This window comes from Corynebacterium sp. HMSC22B11 (assembly GCF_001815965.1).
GTDB lineage: Bacteria > Actinomycetota > Actinomycetes > Mycobacteriales > Mycobacteriaceae > Corynebacterium.
The window spans coordinates 1-16,849 of the sequence record NZ_KV823495.1; the positions used below are offsets into that span (position 1 = coordinate 1).

Annotated in this window: 14 protein-coding genes and 1 pseudogene; 11 read left to right on the forward strand and 4 right to left on the reverse strand. The window is 65.0% G+C overall.

Annotated elements, in window-relative coordinates:
* Window positions 1-44: 44 nt before the first annotated feature.
* From HMPREF3088_RS10705 to HMPREF3088_RS05150, 8 genes and pseudogenes are all read left to right on the forward strand, one after another.
* Window positions 45-869: pseudogene (locus tag HMPREF3088_RS10705) on the forward strand (FAD-binding protein); the annotation flags it as partial.
* A 398-nt stretch (window positions 870-1,267) separates the two neighbouring features.
* Window positions 1,268-1,390 carry a hypothetical protein gene (locus HMPREF3088_RS10710; protein WP_246818065.1) on the forward strand — a complete coding sequence of 41 codons (123 nt, stop codon included), beginning with the start codon at window positions 1,268-1,270 and terminating at the stop codon, window positions 1,388-1,390.
* A gap of 101 nt (window positions 1,391-1,491) precedes the next feature.
* Window positions 1,492-2,352, forward strand: coding sequence for a carboxylating nicotinate-nucleotide diphosphorylase (nadC, locus tag HMPREF3088_RS05125; RefSeq protein ID WP_070758726.1), 861 nt, complete (start codon window positions 1,492-1,494; stop codon window positions 2,350-2,352).
* Window positions 2,352-3,509, forward strand: coding sequence for a cysteine desulfurase family protein (locus tag HMPREF3088_RS05130; RefSeq protein WP_070758727.1), 1,158 nt, complete (start codon window positions 2,352-2,354; stop codon window positions 3,507-3,509). The genes nadC and HMPREF3088_RS05130 overlap by 1 nt, the downstream gene beginning before the upstream one ends.
* A 76-nt stretch (window positions 3,510-3,585) precedes the next feature.
* Window positions 3,586-4,944: an MFS transporter gene (locus HMPREF3088_RS05135; RefSeq protein ID WP_070758728.1), complete on the forward strand. Its 1,359-nt coding sequence runs from the start codon at window positions 3,586-3,588 to the stop codon at window positions 4,942-4,944.
* Window positions 4,945-4,998: 54 nt separating this feature from the next.
* Window positions 4,999-5,748 (forward strand): SDR family oxidoreductase, encoded by a 750-nt coding sequence (locus HMPREF3088_RS05140; RefSeq protein WP_070758729.1) that lies wholly within the window; start codon window positions 4,999-5,001, stop codon window positions 5,746-5,748.
* Between the two features lie 172 nt (window positions 5,749-5,920).
* Complete coding sequence (locus tag HMPREF3088_RS05145; protein WP_070758730.1) at window positions 5,921-7,204, forward strand: Fic family protein; 1,284 nt, start codon at window positions 5,921-5,923, stop codon at window positions 7,202-7,204.
* 157 nt (window positions 7,205-7,361) lie between these two features.
* Window positions 7,362-8,132 (forward strand): NAD-dependent deacylase, encoded by a 771-nt coding sequence (locus tag HMPREF3088_RS05150; RefSeq protein WP_210401491.1) that lies wholly within the window; start codon window positions 7,362-7,364, stop codon window positions 8,130-8,132.
* Here the strand turns inward: HMPREF3088_RS05150 and HMPREF3088_RS10470 are convergent.
* Entirely contained in the window at window positions 8,129-9,232 is a 1,104-nt protein-coding gene (locus HMPREF3088_RS10470) for a hypothetical protein (RefSeq protein WP_168167040.1), read from the reverse strand. The two genes, HMPREF3088_RS05150 and HMPREF3088_RS10470, sit on opposite strands and share 4 nt — an antisense overlap.
* Window positions 9,233-9,442: 210 nt before the next feature.
* Here HMPREF3088_RS10470 and HMPREF3088_RS05160 point away from each other — a divergent pair, with 210 nt between their 5' ends.
* Window positions 9,443-10,669 (forward strand): hypothetical protein, encoded by a 1,227-nt coding sequence (locus HMPREF3088_RS05160; protein WP_070758732.1) that lies wholly within the window; start codon window positions 9,443-9,445, stop codon window positions 10,667-10,669.
* 21 nt (window positions 10,670-10,690) lie between these two features.
* Here HMPREF3088_RS05160 and HMPREF3088_RS05165 read toward each other — a convergent pair whose 3' ends face one another.
* A complete protein-coding gene (locus tag HMPREF3088_RS05165; RefSeq protein WP_246818064.1) occupies window positions 10,691-11,263 on the reverse strand; it encodes a hypothetical protein in 573 nt (190 codons plus the stop codon).
* A 251-nt stretch (window positions 11,264-11,514) separates the two neighbouring features.
* On the opposite strand from HMPREF3088_RS05165, the gene HMPREF3088_RS05170 reads away from it, so the two are divergent.
* Both HMPREF3088_RS05170 and HMPREF3088_RS05175 read left to right on the forward strand, forming a co-directional pair.
* Window positions 11,515-12,570: a DNA cytosine methyltransferase gene (locus tag HMPREF3088_RS05170; RefSeq protein ID WP_070758734.1), complete on the forward strand. Its 1,056-nt coding sequence runs from the start codon at window positions 11,515-11,517 to the stop codon at window positions 12,568-12,570.
* A 17-nt stretch (window positions 12,571-12,587) separates the two neighbouring features.
* The gene (locus tag HMPREF3088_RS05175; RefSeq protein WP_070758735.1) at window positions 12,588-13,460 is read left to right on the forward strand and encodes an NgoMIV family type II restriction endonuclease; all 873 of its coding nucleotides are present in this window, start codon (window positions 12,588-12,590) and stop codon (window positions 13,458-13,460) included.
* Window positions 13,461-13,570: 110 nt separating this feature from the next.
* Here HMPREF3088_RS05175 and HMPREF3088_RS05180 read toward each other — a convergent pair whose 3' ends face one another.
* Complete coding sequence (locus HMPREF3088_RS05180; RefSeq protein WP_070758736.1) at window positions 13,571-16,063, reverse strand: acyltransferase family protein; 2,493 nt, start codon at window positions 16,061-16,063, stop codon at window positions 13,571-13,573.
* 177 nt (window positions 16,064-16,240) lie between these two features.
* Entirely contained in the window at window positions 16,241-16,798 is a 558-nt protein-coding gene (locus HMPREF3088_RS05185) for a gamma carbonic anhydrase family protein (protein ID WP_012359352.1), read from the reverse strand.
* Between the last annotated feature and the right edge of the window lie 51 nt (window positions 16,799-16,849).

Consider the following 16,849-nt stretch of genomic DNA (forward strand, 5'->3'; position numbering starts at 1 on the left):
AGGCCCGGGCGGTCGAGTTCTTGGCCGCGGAGGGCGCGGTGGCGGTGCGCCGCCTGCTCGCGGCCGGTTTCCCCGCCGACCTGCTCCCGGATGGCACGCCCGCGCTCGCGCTGGAGGCGGCGCACAGCGCGGAGCGGATCATCCACGCGTGGGGTGACCGCACCGGGGCGGCCCTGCACACCTTCCTCGCGGAAAAGGTCGCAGAGAAGGTTGAGCAGAAGGCGGGCGAGCACAGTGGTGCCGCGCAGGGTGGTGGGATCACCCAGCACCCCGGCTGCGAACTGGCCGAACTGCTTCTCACGGATGGCGTGGTTACCGGCGCTAGGGTGCGGCGCGCGGGGGAAACGGTAGACCTCCGTGCGGATGCGACCATCGTCGCGACCGGCGGATATAGCGGCATTTTCCCGCGCTCCACCAGCGGTGGGGTGTGCACGGGTGCCGGGATGCTCGCAGCGGCCTGCGCCGGGGCCGTGTTGGCGGATATGGAGTTCGTCCAGTTCCACCCGACTGTCCTGGCGGGCACCAACTTCCTCATCTCCGAGGCGGTGCGCGGGGCCGGGGGAGTGCTGCTCAACGATGCGGGCCAGCGCTTCCTTGCCGACGTCGACCCGCGCGCAGAACTCGCGCCCCGCGACGTCGTCGCCACCGGCGTGTGCCGCGCCCTGCACGAACACACCGAGAACGTGTGGTTGGATGCCCGCCACATTCCGCAGCTGACCGAGGAGTTCCCGGGCATCACCGCGATGCTCGCCTCCCAAGGCATCGACTGGCGCCACGAGCTCGTTCCGGTCGCCCCAGCCGCGCACTACTGCATGGGCGGAATCGCCACTGACCTGCGCGGACGCACCAGCGTGCCCGGCCTCTACGCCGCTGGCGAGGCCGCCCGAACCGGCGTGCACGGGGCGAACCGTCTGGCATCGAACTCCCTTTTGGAGGCGCTGGTCTTCGCCGCCGCAGCTGGCAAGGACGCCGCCGCGCAGACCCCCGGCGACCGGGGACAGCAACCCACGGGCCTGGCCACCGCGACCGCCGAGGGCCGCGTGCTGGACGTCGAACTGACGCTGCCGGAAGGCACCGGGCTGGGCGGGACGCCTGCCGCAGACGTCACGGAATCGAACGCCGCTCTGCAAAACGCCGCGATGCTGGACGACGCCGCGCGGAACGCCGTGGGCGAGGGGCTGGACGTCGAAAGAACCGGCGAGGGAATCCGGCAGGCCCGGCAGCGGCTCGCGGAGACCCCGGCGCCATCGCCACCGTCGCGCAACTCGTGGCCACCGCGGCGGAGGCCCGGACCGAATCCCGGGGAGCCCACTGCCGCCGCGACTATCCCCGTACGGATCCGGACCAGGCTAACTCCCGTTTCCTGCGGGCCGTCCCCGCCGGAACGTGACGCCCAGGAAAGCACCCTGACCAGCTAACACAACGCGGCGACAAGCCCCACGGCAACAAGCCCCACGACAACAAGACCTGTAGAAGAACCCGAAAGGCCCCATGCTCACCCAAGACACCATCACCACCGCCGTCCGCGCCGCCCTCGCCGAGGACACCCCGTGGGGAGACATCACCTCCGAGGCGACCATCCCCGCCGACGCCCGCCTCCGCACCGCGCTGACCGCCCGCGAGGACGGGGTCTTCGCCGGCGGGCAGGTCGTCCGCGCCGCCTTCGAGCTCACCGACCCGGCGATCACCGTGACCGAGCTGGCCGCCGAGGGCACCCGCTTCACTGCGGGGCAAAAGCTCGCGGTCATCGAGGGCCCGGCCCGCGGCGTGCTCACCGCCGAGCGCATCGCCCTGAACTTCGCGCAGCGCATGTGCGCGATCGCTACCCTGACCGCCCGCTACGTCGACGCCATCGCAGGCACGAATGCCCGCATTGTCGACACCCGGAAAACCACCCCTGGCCTGCGGGCCTTCGAGAAGCACTCCGTGCGCGTCGGCGGTGGCCACAACCACCGCTACGGGCTCTCCGACGCCGTGATGGTCAAGGACAATCACCTCGCGGCAGTCACCGCGAGCCTCGGGGAGGGCTCGATCACCGAGGCCCTGCGCGTCGTCCGCAGCCGGGTCGGCCACACCACCCACATCGAGGTGGAGGTCGACCGCATGGACCAGATCGAGCCAGTCTTGGCCGCCGGGGTGGACAGCATCATGCTGGATAACTTCGGCCCCGCCGAGCTCGCGGAGGCCGTGGCCCTGATCGACGGCCGCGCTGCCACCGAGGCCAGCGGCAACGTCAGCCTGGAGACGGTCGCGGAGCTCGCGGCTACCGGTGTGGACGTCATCTCCGTCGGCAAGCTCACCCACTCCGCGGGCTCCCTTGACCTGGGTCTCGACGCTCTGGATCCGGCCTAATGTCCCGCTACCTCGACGCCGCCGCCACCGCACCGCTCCACCCGGCCGCCCGGGAGGCGATGAACCGGGTGTGGGACGCCGGTCCGGGTAACGCCGCCAGCGTGCACAGCGCCGGGCACCGCGCGGACCGGGAGCTCGACCACGCCCGCACCACGGTGGCGCGGGCGTTCGGCGTCCCCACAGACGGCGTGATCTTCACCGCCGGCGGGACGGAGGCGAATAACCTCGGCATCATCGGACGCGCGCTCGCCAATCCGCGCGGGCGCCGGGTCGTGACCACGAAGGCCGAGCACTCCTCTGTGCTGGCCAGCGTGGACTACCTGCGACGCATCCACGGCTTCACCGTGGACTACCTGCCCGTCGACGCATCGGGACGCGTGCTCGATACCGCCGCCCGGGAGTTCCTCACCGCGGATACCACGCTGGTCGCCGTGGGCCTGGCCAATGCGGAGGTCGGCAGCGTGAGCAGCATCGAAAACCTCAGCTCCACCGCCCGCGAGCTGGGGATTTCCCTGCACATCGATGCCGTCCAGGCCGCCGCCGGCCTGCCGGTGCGCTTCGCGGACGGGGGCTGGCCCGGTGGTGGAGTAACCAGCGCGGCGGTGGCCTCCCATAAATTCGGCGGACCGCAGGGCATGGGCGCCCTACTCCTGCCCAGGGATATCGCCTTAGAGCCCGTCATCCACGGCGGGGAGCAGGAAAATGGGCGGCGCGCGGGCACCAGCAATATCGCCGGTGCTGCGGGTTTCGCTGCTGCCGTCGCCGCCACCCGTGCGGTGATCGGCACCCGCGCCGTGGAACTCATGGCCTCCCGTGACGCGCTGATCGAGGCCGTGCTCGCGGACGTGCCGGGGGCGGCGCTGACCGGGCACCCCACCGAGCGGTTGCCCAACCACGCCTCCTTCGTCGTCGAGGGGGTCAGCGGTGAGTCCCTGCTGGTGGCGCTGGATACCGCGGGCTTCGCGGTGAGCTCCGGATCGGCCTGCCGTGCGGGCCAGTCCGAGCCCTCCCCGGTGTTGCTAGCGATGGGCTATAGCCCGGAGGTGGCGCAATCCGCCCTCCGCTTCACCTTGCCTTCACCCCTGAAGGAGGCAGAGATCGAACAGATTATTCGAATCTTAAGGGCTGAAATTCTTTCTGTCCGCCCCAATGGCTAGGTTTATTCCCAGTTCAATGGATACGTAGTTTCACGCCCCCTGACCGGCGGGGCTACGCAGAATTTAAGGATTATTGATGGATCTGCGCCAACTCATCGATAACACCCGGATGTCCGGTTATCAGTGGCTCATCATCGCGGTCGCCGCCTTCGTCAACGCCCTGGACGGCTATGACCTGGTCGCGATGGCTTTTTCCGCCAATGCGGTCACTAAAGAGTTCGACCTCAGTGGCGCCACCCTCGGCTGGTTGCTGGCCTCCGCGCTGATCGGCGTGGGGGTGGGTGCGGTGGCGCTGGCCCCGCTGGCCGACCGTTTCGGCCGCAAGCGCCTGATCGTGATTTCCCTGCTGATCACCCTGGCCGGGCTGATTGCCACCGGGTTCAGCAGCGGCGTGACGGAGCTGTTCGTGTACCGCGTGATCACCGGCATCGGGGTGGGCGGCGTGCTCGCCTGCGTGACCGTGCTGACCTCCGAGTTCTCCAACCTGCGCTTCCGCGGCCTGGCGATGGCGATCTACGCCGCGGGCTACGGCCTGGGTGCCTCCCTGTGTGGCACGATTGCCTCCACCCTCATCCCGGATCATGGTTGGCGTGTCGTGTTTTTCGCTGGCGCGGTGCTGACGACGGTCGCGCTGCTCGCCGTGCTCTTCTTCATTCCGGAGACTCCGGAGACCCTCGCTGCCCGCGGGGACGACGCCGCCCTCCAGCGTCTGGCCCGGCGCATGGGCAAGGTGCCGGCTGGCGCGGAGGATCAGCAGCGGGTGACCGTCGCGGTCCCCTCGGCTGCAGAGCGGGGCCGCGCCCGCGACCTGTTGGGCCCGGAGCTGCTGCGCAACACCCTGCTGCTGTGGCTGGGCTTCGCGCTGGTGAACTTCGGTTTCAACTTCGCGAATCAGTGGACCCCGAAGCTGCTCACCGAGGTGGGGCTGAGCGAGCAGCTCAGCACGCTGGGCGGGATCATGCTTGCGCTCGGCGGAACGGTGGGCTCCGTGCTCTTCGGCGTGCTGACCACCCGACTGAGCACCCGAACCACACTGGTGATCTTCTCCCTCATGGCCGGCTGGGTCCTGGTTGCCTTCATCCTCAGCACAGGCTTCCCGGTGCTCATGCTGGCGTTGGGCGTGGCTGTGGGCATGCTGCTCAACGGCTGCGTGACCGGCATGTACACGATCACCCCGCAGTCCTACCCCTTCCACCTGCGCAGCACCGGTGTCGGCATCGCGCTGGGCGTGGGTCGCATCGGTGCGATCATGGGCCCGCTTGTGGTCGGTTACCTGGTGGACTCGGGGTGGTCGCCGCTGGCGCTCTACGTTGGCGCTGCAGTGGTCATGCTCGTTGTGGCCGTGGCTATTGGCGCTGTGCAGGGGCCGGCCACGGTGGTCGCGGGACGGCCGGGCTCTGTGAGCACCGACCGGGTGAGCAGCGACCGGGACTAGGTCCCCGTCGGCGAACCGGCGCGCGTGTCTGCGGCGCCGACTAGCCTGAGGGGCATGACTAACACCACGGATAACACCCGCACCGCCGTCGTCACCGGGGCCTCCGCAGGCATCGGGGCCGCCGCTGCAGAAGCACTCGCCGCCGACGGCTGGCACGTCGTCCTCACCGCCCGCCGTGAGGAACGCCTCCGGGAGGTACAGGCCCGAATTCAGGACGCCGGCGGCCAGGCCACCGTCATCGTCCTCGACGTCACCGACCAGGCCTCCATCGACGCGGTGGCCGAACAGCTCGCCGCGGAATTCGGCAGCGTTGATTTGCTGGTCAACAACGCGGGCGGGGCGCGCGGCCTGGAACCCATCGTGGAGACCGACCCGGCGGACTGGCGCTGGATGTTCGAGGCCAATGTGATGGGAACCCTGCAGGTCACCCGGGCCCTGTACGAACAGCTCAAGGCCGGGCAGGCACCACAGGTGATCAACGTGGTCTCCATGGCGGGGCGTGGTGCGTACCGGAACGGGGCGGGCTATAACGCAGCGAAGTTCGGGGAGACCGCCCTGACGGATGTGATGCGCATGGAGTTCGCCGAGGACGGCATCCGCGTCTGCCAGCTGGACCCGGGCCGCGTTGCTACCGACTTCTCGCTGAACCGCTTCAAGGGGGATCAAGCCCGCGCGGACGAGGTCTACGAGGGCGTGCAGAACCTGGTGGCGGAGGATATCGGCGAAACCGTGCGCTGGATCGCGGGCCGGCCCGCGCACATGGATGTGGAGACGATCATGATCAAGCCGATCGATCAGGTCTAAACCAGGGTGCTGGGATAAAAGTTAAAAGGGTACTCTTGAGCCGAAGAGTTACCCTTTAACGCTTAAGGCATAAACCTTGAGCCGAAGGTGTAGCCCTTAATCACTAAAGGATAAGTCTTGGCTTGCCGCCCAGGGCGTGAGCCGTAGCCCGGCTACCCAGGAAGAGGCGTGTATGGGGCACTACGTTGATCAGCATTGGCACCCAATCGATGCACCAGGGGTGCCGAAACGCGATAAGGCTGGTGGACACTTCCGCGCGTTTGTCCCAGATTTTTTGATGCAGGGCCGGCGTGGTGCACCGCTACTTGTCGACGACGACGTGTCGTACAAAGCGGCCGTTGTGGAGCGGAAGATTGTGCAGCTTGGGCGGCTACAAGGCGCCACGCAGTTGGAGAGCATCGCCCGATGGCTGATGCGTTCGGAGGCAGTTGCTTCTTCCAAGATCGAGGGGATTGCGCCGAGGGTAGACAAGATTGCTCTTGCAGAACTCGCGCAGAGTGAGGATGTCCGGGGATTCAAACCGAATGCTGCAGCGGTGGCTCGCAACCTCACCGTGCTCCGTAGCGTGGAGGAACAATTCGAAGCGCTGGGTCCAATCACGGTCGACATGCTGGAGCGTCTGCAGGAGCAGCTCATCGGCGGCGAGCGGAGGATCCCTGTAGGCGTACGTGAGCAACAAAACTGGATCGGTGGCGGGGACTTCACCCCAATTGGAGCAGAGTTCGTTCCGCCCCCGCCAGAATACGTTCCGGAACTTATGGAAGACCTCGTTGAATACCTGAATAGTGCAACCCACGGTGCGCTTCTCCAGGCGGGGATTGTCCACGCACAATTCGAGACGATTCACCCGTTCGCAGATGGGAACGGCCGGGTCGGTCGAGCACTTATTCATGGGGTCCTTCAACGCCGTGGCCTCGCGCCGAAAACCCTCCTGCCCATCAGCCTCGTTCTGGGAACATGGTCGCAGCGCTACGTCGAGGGATTGACCAAGTTCCGGGAGGGGGACCTTTCCGGGTGGCTCGACCTATTCGTTGAAGCGGCTGATGTGGCAGTGGGCCAGGCAGAAGAGCTTTCGAATGAATTGAGCGCTATGGAACAGCAGTGGGCGGAGCAAGTCGATGCTGCGAGGAAGGCTAGCGGGAAGGTGCGAGAACTGCGCCGGGACTCCCTGGTGATACGCCTCTTGGAGGCTTTGCCGGAACACCCAGTGGTCACGGTGGCTACGGTCAACCGCATCTATGGGAAGGCTCCTGCGAGTGCCCGTCAAGCACTGGATTTTTTGGAGGAGGCCGGAATCTTGCGGTCAAAGTCTGTGGGTCCACAAGGACAACGTGGCTACTATGCGGACGACGTGCTCGATCTCATCACCTACGCTGACCGGAAACTCGCTAGTAGCCAATTCGATACACGGCTCGCAGAACCCCAGGGTCGAGGTGCACCAGCCCGGCCGGAGTAGTGGAACTCGCAGAGTGCAGCTTGCTTTCCTGCTGCTGAGCTGGGCGCCGGGCTGGTTCCGGGCAGGAGGGGCGAGCAGCTTCTTGGGTAACCCGAACCCGGCACGACCAGCCACGGGCTAGCCTTGGGCCATGAGCACGAACTCTGGTGTTTTCACGCTGAACGACGGCCTACCGCAAGAACTGATCGACGTCCTGACGGACGCGCGTAACGTCGTCGTCTTCACCGGCGCGGGAATGAGTAAGGACTCCGGGCTGGACACCTTCCGCGACGCGCAGACAGGTATCTGGGAGCGCATCAACCCGCAGGACATGGCCTCCCTGGACTCCTGGGCCAAGGATCCTGACCCCATGTACGCCTGGTACCTCTGGCGCGGGCATGTCTGCCAGCAGGCACAGCCCAACGCGGGCCACGTGGCCATCGCCGAGTGGGAGAACTCCTCCTGGGCCTCCGAGCGGGGCATCAACCTGCATGTGGTGACCCAAAACATCGATGACCTGCATGAACGGGCGGGCAGCAAGCGGATCTCGCACCTGCACGGCAGCCTCTTTAGCTACCGCTGCGCCATCTGCCACAAGCCCGCCCGTACCCCGGAGTTCCCCGATCAGCAGCTGGAGCGAGTCACCCCACCGAACTGTTCCCTGTGCGGCAACCCCGTCCGCCCGGGCGTGGTGTGGTTCGGTGAGCCGCTGCCGCACCGCGAGTGGGACGCCTCCGAGGCCGCGATGCGGGAGGCCGACCTGGTGGTCATCATTGGCACCTCGGGCGTGGTCTACCCGGCAGCGGGCCTGCCGCAGGTCGCGAAGGCCGCCGGTGCGCGCATCCTGGAGATCTCCCCGGAGCGCACCGACCTCACCCGGCTGGCGGACTGGTCGCTGCGGGCCACCGCGGCAGAGGGTGCCCCGGCGATCGTCGCGGCGGCGAATTAATCGCCGAACGCTTGCCTCGTCAGCTCGCTCCAGAAGTCACCAAAGGAGCCGCTGGATGATGAAGAGGACTTGCTACCGGAGCTGATGTCATCGACGTCGAAGTCCTCGACGAAATCGGCCCAGCTCTTCGAGCCCACGTCGTAGAACTTCACGACGAGCTTGCCGTCCTCTAGCTCAACGACGTCCAGGCGCTGGCCGGTGTCACGGCCACTCTTATCACCGATCTGGACGGTGTAGCTCTTCTTGAGCTGGCTATTCTTGTACGCGTCCTTGACCTTGTCTTCGTCGAAGTTCATGGACAGGCGCATGAAGTCCTGGTCATCGACGGTGTACAGGGCCTTCGGGTCCTCAGCACCCAGGTAGCGGTCGATACCACGGTAATCATCGTTGAGATCCAGCTCGTCGATCAGGGCATCCTGGGCCTTGATGTGGATATTCTCCCGGATCCACTTATCCGTCTTGTCCCGGTCGCGCAGCTTCAACAGTTGTTCGACCTTCTTATTCGGCGCACCCTTTCCGGTGACGTTATCGCCACCCATGCCGCCGAAGAGGCTCACGGCGGCGAAGATCAGCAGCATCACGACGGCCGTGGCGATCGCGGTGATGAGGATCGCCATCTTGGAGGAGCGGCCGAACTCCTTCTTGGTCTTCTCCACGGCGGGCGCGACCTGCTGTTGGGTCTTCGTGCCGGCCTCCTTGAAGCGCTCGCCCAGCGACGGGCCCTGCTTCTCCTGCGAGTGCTGGGCACCTGCTGCGCCAGCCATGCCCGCTGCGCCTGCGGCACCGGCAGCACCAGCTGCAACACCGGCGCCGGCTGCGTGATCGCCCGTCGGCGCAGCGCCCGCGGAGAAGTCCGCGGCGGCGAGCTGGCGGAGGGCGTTGACGTCCACCTCAGGCGCGTTCGGATCATCCAGGCGGGAATCGTAGGCGGTGCGCTTCTGTGGATCACCCAGGATGGAGCGGGCGATCTCTACTTCCTCGCGGCCACCGATATTGTCCAGCTCGTTGTTCTCCAGGCGTTCGGAGAGCTCGGCGCTGATCTCGTCCGGTGCTTTGGAGCGGTCGAGATTGAGAGCTTGATAAAGGTCGTAGTGGGCCATGTGCTTCCTTCCGGCCAGCATCGACGGGTTTTTCTAACAGGAATTTATCAGATCACTGGGAGCGAATGCTCCGCTCTACCGAACTTCCCCGATTGGCCTTCTACCCGCACATTTGCACTATCCGCACGAGCCCATTTCGCGTGCGATACCGTGTTTCTTGTTGTGCTCCGATGAAAGGGAGCTGGACGCCACCTGAGAAGGAATCCTGACGTGAATTCGCCTAACCAGAACCAGCCATACGACTGGGGCGTGCCGTCCCAGCCAGCCAACGGGCCTGCGCAGCAGCCCGCCGGCAACGGTGCCCCGCCGCCACAGGGTCCACAGGGGCCTCACGGGGGCCCGGGTCCACAGGGACCCGTTGGGGGTCAACCGCCGCAGGGGCAGCAAGACAAGCCCCGCAAGAACCTAAAGCCGTGGGCGTTCACCGCACTAGCCGTCGTCGTCATCGCGGCACTGGTCTACGCGGGACTGTGGATCTACCAGTCCACTCGCGGTACCGAAAAAGGGCCGTTGGGCTGGGATAACGAGCAGATCGCGAAGCACGTCTCCAAGAACAAGCTCGCCGACTGCGACCTGGGGGAAGAGTTCTGGAACTCCGTTGGCCTCAAGGACGTCCAAGTCTCCGGCGACGAGGAGACCTGCCAGGGCTGGTACGAGACCGCCGATGGTGGCGAGGTCCTCGTCACCATGGAGATCGACAGCTCGTCCTCAGGCGTCTCGGTGCCGGACGACAGCGTCTCCCTGAGCAGCGACGGTCTGCGCGGCTGGACCGCGCAGGAAAAGAGCGAGGACGGCTACCTGTCCACCGAGCCGACCGAAAAGTGCACCTACTACAGCAAGAGCGGCCTGTTCGTGGGCACCCTGTCCACTCCGGCGACGTGCGGCGCGCTGAAGCCGCTGGCCAGCCAGCTGACAAACCTGGACATTCAGGACCGCGAGGCCACCGCAAGCAAGGACCTGACGGACTTCGACTCCCCGGAGTACCTGCCGGTCAACGTCGAACCGGTGGAGGTTTCCTCCCCGCTGTGGGAGAAGCTGGGCAAGCACGTTGCCAAGACTGGGGAGGCGCAGAAGGTCAGGGACGACGGCTACTCGGGCTCAAAGATCACCGTCGACAAGATCGACGTTGACAAGGCGCAGGTCTGCGCGGACGCGACGTTCCGCCTCGGACGGGAGACTGATCGTTTCGCCTTCCAATTCCACGTCCCGGATATGCGCGTCGTGTTCCCGACGGGTAGCGCGCTCAAGCTGGACCGCGACCCGGAGCGTTTGCGCCTCAAGGAGGGGGCGACCAAGAAACTCAGCTACTGCGGCGACCTCGAGGATGCGGAGTACGTGGGTTACCGCGGGGGACAGGCCTACCTGGTCAGTGACTTGGATAGCAGCGGTGATCTTGAGGGCAGCGCCTGGAAGTTTGATCTCGCCACACAGGACTAAGGCGCCACTAGCGCGGCCAGCTTAGCCTCCCAGTGCCCCCGGCAGCAGTTTCGCGAGCCGGGGGCATCGCGCTTTCTTGAGCTGCAGAACCAGCGAGGTGATGTCCTCCGTTACCGCGCCCTTCGCGTCCACGCGTGTGGCCACGGCCTGCGCCAACGCACCGGGTTGGGTGGTGCCGAGTTCGTGGAGGAAATCGTCGGGGTTGGTGACTCGGTAGCTCTCGCGGGCGGGCTTCTTCGTGAAGTCCGAGGGGCGGTTGAAGCTCAGCAGCGTGGTGGCTTCGCAGGCGGTTGCGGCGGCGTGCACGTGGTAGTCGCCGGGGTCCTTCCCGCTGAAGGCCAGACCCTCGGGGTACTGGGGGAGGACGCCGTCCATCTCGCGGCGCAGCTCCGCCATCCGCTGATCCCGCTGCGCGCCGGTGGATTGCGGTACGCGCCAGTTCATCGTGGCGCCGGTCTCCGACAGGGTTTTTAAGGACGTCACGAGCCGCAGTTCGTACCCCTCACCGACCAGTGCTGCGCGCAGGTCGAAAAGCCACCGCAGCACGGTGGTGCTGGTCAGCACGTTGGCGTCGAGAAAAACGATGTGTGGCATGGCGGGGAGGAGCTGAGCGGTTCGGAGCGAATTAATCGAACATATTAGCGAATAAGGGGTGTCCTTGTCTGGCTCGTTGCTAGACTAACAGGCGAAAACTTCCGAGAGTGCGCAGGTTAGTTTGTGCGACGCACCACTACGTTCGTTGTACTTTGCACGCAGCTGGGGGTGGACGGGCGCGAGGTTCGGCGGTAATCGAACAGATTGACTTGGCTCACTGGAGCCAGAAGACTTGGACAGCGGAGTAAACCATGACTGGAAATGATGATGCAGTGCCCGCCTTCAAGGCGGAGGCTTTAACTTCGGTGGAGATCTGTGCTGGTGCAGGGGGGCAGGCGCTAGGTCTGGAGCAAGCTGGGTTTGATCATCTCGCCGCCGTTGAGATCGACCCAGATGCGGTAGAGACGTTAAGGGCAAATAGGCCTAGTTGGAACGTTCTCGCCGAAGATGTGCTGAGTTTCGATATCGAACCTTATGCCGAGAACTTGGACTTGTTCGCTGGTGGCGTGCCCTGCCCTCCATTTTCCATCGCGGGTAAGCAGCTCGGAAAGGATGATGAGCGGGACCTTTTCCCGCGGGCGCTGCAGCTGGTCAGGATCGCAAGGCCCCGAGCGGTGATGCTTGAGAATGTCCGAGGCATGGCACAGCCGCGTTTCGAGGCCTACCGCGCCGAGCTCATCGAAGAGCTGAATGACATGGGCTATACCGTGTTCTGGGAGCTGGTCATTTCCGCCGATTATGGGGTGCCGCAGCTCCGGCCACGATTTATTATGGTGGCGCTGCAGCATGAATATGCAGAATATTTTGCCTGGCCTGAGCCGGTCTCGCATCGCACTACGGTGGGAGAGGCTTTGCACCATCTGATGTCCTCTCGCGGTTGGCCAGGTGCGACCGCTTGGGCAGCAGGTGCGCAAGACATCGCCCCAACACTGGTTGGCGGAAGTAAGAAGCATGGGGGCCCGGACGTGGGGCCTTCGCGTGCGCGTGCGGCATGGAAGAGGCTGGGGGTAAAGGGCTCGTCTATCGCGGAGGAGGCTCCTGGCGCGGATTTCACCGAGGACCCGAACGAGGAGATGCCTAGGCTGACTGTCCAGATGGGTGGGGTGATCCAGGGTTTTCCAGAGGACTGGAAGTGGATGGGCCGCAAAACCGCGGCGTGGAGGCAGGTCGGGAACGCTTTTCCACCGCCGGTTGCACGTGCCATCGGCGAGAGAATCGCCTCTGCGCTCAATAAGGAACCGATCCCCGATGGTTCGTTGCCCGCGTTTCCGTATGGGGCGGCCCAATTGCTCGAAATGACTAGCTAGATATGAATTGCCCACGTATGAACCCAGCTGTCCTTTCGCAGGCTCGTAAAGATTTCATTCAAGAGCTCATCGATACGGGAACCTTGGCGATCTCCGATAAAGGAATCGCCTCGAATGCCGATAGGGGCAGCCGGGCTAGCCGGGTTGTTGCGTTGCACCTGGCGGAGAATCTGGGAGTGCCTGTGCGACAGAAGCTAGCGGGGCAGACGGCGGGATCGAATTTTGAGAACGCGGTCGGCACCTTTCTGCGTACAACGATTCGGTCGATGGCGGCTGTGCAGCCAGGAAACTGGTTTGTCGACGTCGTGGGCTCCTCCCATCGTGCGAGTCACGTCGCTCGCTATGAGCCTTATCTTCACCTTGGGGATCTGGCGGTCGAAATCGAAAACAAGCCAACCCTCGCCGCGGTGCTGGGGAACTCTTATTCCATCGCGCCGGACATCCTCGTCACGCGAGATGCCTATAGCGATGAAGCGTTGAACGCCGAGTTGGAGTTCGTGGATGAACAGGCTGGTTTGCTTTCTCCCATGCGCGCATCCAATACGCAGCCTTCCTCTTCTCGGTTTCTGCATGCGGTTGTCAGCTGCAAATTCACTATGCGTTCGGACCGAGCACAGAACACGCGGAGTGAGGCGCTCAACCTGATTCGCAACCGTAAGGGGCGCGCCCCGCACATCATTGCGATTACCGCGGAGCCGATGATTTCGAGGATCGCCTCCTTGGCCTTGGGCACCGGTGACATTGACATGGTGTACCACGCTGCGCTTCCTGAACTGCGCAAAGCGGTGCATGAAGCAGGTTCGGAAGACGCTAAGGAAATTCTCGAAATGCTGGTGCACGGGCGACGGTTGCGCGATATTTCCGACATGCCCCTGGATCTGATCTCCTAAAAATTCCAAGAACGCCACTAGCTGCAAGAGAGAAGCAGCACGCATGAAAGAACCCCAGCGGTAAGCCGCTGGGGTTTGTTCAGTTAGGGGGTCCGAGCCCCGGAACTTAGCTAGTAAAAGTCGCCGGCCGGGGCAGCGGGTTGGGGAACCGCCGGGGCCTGCACCGGCGGGTGCTGCCCAATCTCATCCGGGCTCGGGGCGTCCAATCCAGCGCCAGGCTGACCGGCATCCGGTTGACCAGCGCCCGGCTGCCCAGCGTCCGGTGCACCCGGTTGCTCTGCCCCTGGGGCTCCGGGAGCGACCTCACCGGACTCCTCAGCTCGCGCATCCGGCGCCTTACGGGCCTTATCCTCCGAGCCCTCCGCGCCACGAGGCTTCTTGTACATCTGGTACTCAATCGCATCCGCGAAGCGGGAGGCGAAGATGTTCGTGAAGTGGTGCTGATCGCGGTAGGCCACCAGGTTGCCGATGATCGCCGGGCACCAGCCGTCCTTACAGAAGCCATCGGTGACATCCAGCAGCGTCACGTCCAGACCCGCATAGGCCTTGAACTGCGGGTCCTCCGGCAGCAGGGAGGCGTCCTGCGGGGTGCCGCACTCCGCGTTGATCTCCTCGATCTCCTCCGGCGTCGGGCGCCAACGGTCCCGCACGCCCGGGAAGTTCCGGCCACGCTCGGTGGCGGTGCGGGTGCCGTCCACCATCTCGCCCACGCACTCGCGCAGGTTGAATGGCACCGGGTCACCCATCTCCGGCGGCTGGATGTGCCAGGCGTTATCGCGCATCAGGTAGCTGTGGATGCCGTTCTCGGTGAACAGCTTCACCAGGTCCACGTACTCCGGCGGCACCTGCTCCGGCCCATTACCCGCGATATCCGACGGGCGGGTACCGGTCATCCACACGCCCTCGGTCGGCGGGTGGGCCAGGATGTGGTCCACAACCTTCTTCGACCAGGAACGGCAGGACGGGAAGTCCGAACCATCCCACTTCGTGATATTCGCGTTGACCGGGCAGCCCATCTTCAGGATCGGCATGAACTTCACGCCCTGGCGGCGGCCCACCTCGTCGAGGGCAGGGATGAAGTGCTCGGAATGGGAACCGCCAATCACGTACACCGTCCGCTCGGAGTTCAGATCACCGTAGGCGCATTCCTCCTCGGAGCGGTTGAAGTTCCGCTTCAGGATCAGGTGATCCTCCTCGAAGCCGATCTGGCAACCATCCGGCTGCGTCGGCGGCAGCAGCGGGCCCATCTCTTCGAACGGTGGGGCCAGCGGCTGGCGCGGTGGGACGAAGGCGTCGTTACTGAAGGCCAGCGGGCCAGGGTAGTTCTCGACGTTCGACGCCAGGCGCCAGAGTTCCTCGCCCTCCTCGACCTGGTTCTTCGCCACCACCGGGGCCGCGGCGACCACACCACCGGCGATCAGGATGATCACCATCGCATAGGCGGTCTTCGGCCACACGCGGATGGACTCCCACCAGTAGCTCGGGGTCCACAGCACGTGCGCGCGACGCGGGCGGCCGGTCTGACGCAGCGGGCGCTCGATGAAGCGGTTGGACAGCCACGCCATGACCACCGAGGCCGCGATGATGGCCACGCCGAACAGCGGCTGAGCCTGGGCGTCGTAGCCCGTGTAGGACACCAGGATGATCAGCAGCGGCCAGTGCCACAGGTACAGGGCGTAGGAGATCCGGCCCAGGAACTGCATGAAGCGGCTCTCCAGGATGCGGGTAACACCCACCGGCTTGCCGTTCTGCCCAGCCAGGATCACCAGCACTGCACCCACCAGCGGGAACAGCGTGCCCGGGCCCGGGAAGGTCTGGGCGCCATCCATGATCAGGCCGGTGGAGGCGATCATGATGAGGCCCAGCCAGCCGAAGATCTGACGCACCCACGTGTTCAGCGGCGGCACGATCGGCGCCGGCGGCTTCTCGCCGTGGTCGGAACGCGGCATGATCAGCATGCCCAGCAGGCCACCCAGTCCGATCTCCCAGAAGCGGGAGAAGGAGTGGTAGTAGTTCACGGCCTGATCCTGGCCGTGCTGGTACGTCGCGAAGGCGAAGGAAAGCACCGTGACTGCCGTGAGAATGACAGCCAAGGCCTTGCGGGAAAAACGTCGGAAAATGAGCGCGATCAGGGTGACCGCGATCAAGGAGGAGACGTAGATCTGCAGCTGCGCGGACATGCTCCACAGGTGCTGGAACGGCGAGACCGTGGAGCTGGCGGTGTTGTAATCACGGCCCGAAAACGCCAGCTGCCAGTTGGTGATGTAGGCCAGCGCGCCGACCGCGTCCTTAGATAGCTGCAGGTGCTGGATCCGCGGCATGAGCAGCAGCCCAGCCGCCAACGTCGCGCCGACGACTACCGCGAGCAGCGGGAAGAGCCGCCGGATGATGCGCACGAGCGACTGAACGAATGTCAGCCCCTTCGGGTTGCGCGCATTCGCGAGCTGGGAGCCAAAGAAAAACACACCTCCCAGCAGAAGGAAGACATCCACGCCCGAGGACACCTTGCCCACGAAGACGTGGAAAATCACCACGAGGGCGATCGCGAAACCGCGCAAGCCCTCGATATCGTTACGGAATCTTTTCCCACCTGTGCTGGCCATAGCCCCTTCATGCTATCGGGTGCCGGGCCGAACTCAGAAGAAGGCTCGCTGGTGGGGTGTGAGGAAGTGTCCTGCCCAAGCCCTGCAACGTCGGTGGCAGCGGCCGGAAAATGAGTGGGAGCAAGCGGACGCGAGGGGAGTGGACGGACGCGGGGTGGTGAGCGGCAGCTGGAGTAGCTAGCGGAAACGCACCTCGGCGAGCTCGATCGCCTCCGACGGATCCGGCTGCCCCTTCGCGATCTCGACGTAGCGGCCCGCGTGCTCGACCAGCCCCTGCTGTGCCTGCTCGCTCATCTCACGACGCACCTTCGCCGGTACCCCCGCCGCCAGCGACGCCGCCGGGATCTCCTGGTTTTCTAGGACGACGCCACCAGCCGCGATGAGGCTTCCGGAACCAACACGGGCACCGGAGAGGATCGTCGCTGACATGCCGACCAGGACGCCGTCGCCGATCTCGCAGCCGTGGACGAGGGCCTTATGCCCGACGGTGACGTCCGAACCGAGGACACAGGGGGAGTCGTGGTTCGCGTGCAGGACGGAGTTGTCCTGGATATTTGTGCGTTCCCCGATGCGGATCGGGCCGACGTCCCCGCGCAGGACGCAGCCGTAGAAGACGGAGGAATCGGCGCCGATCTCGACGTCGCCGATGATGGTCGCGCCGGGGGCGATATAGGCGGATTCGTGGATGCGTGGGCGAACGCCCTGGAAGGGAAGGATCAGTGGTGCGGTGCTCATGGTTCCCATCTTGCCCACTTCTGAACTAGCCCCCGAAAGTTGGACTGGTTT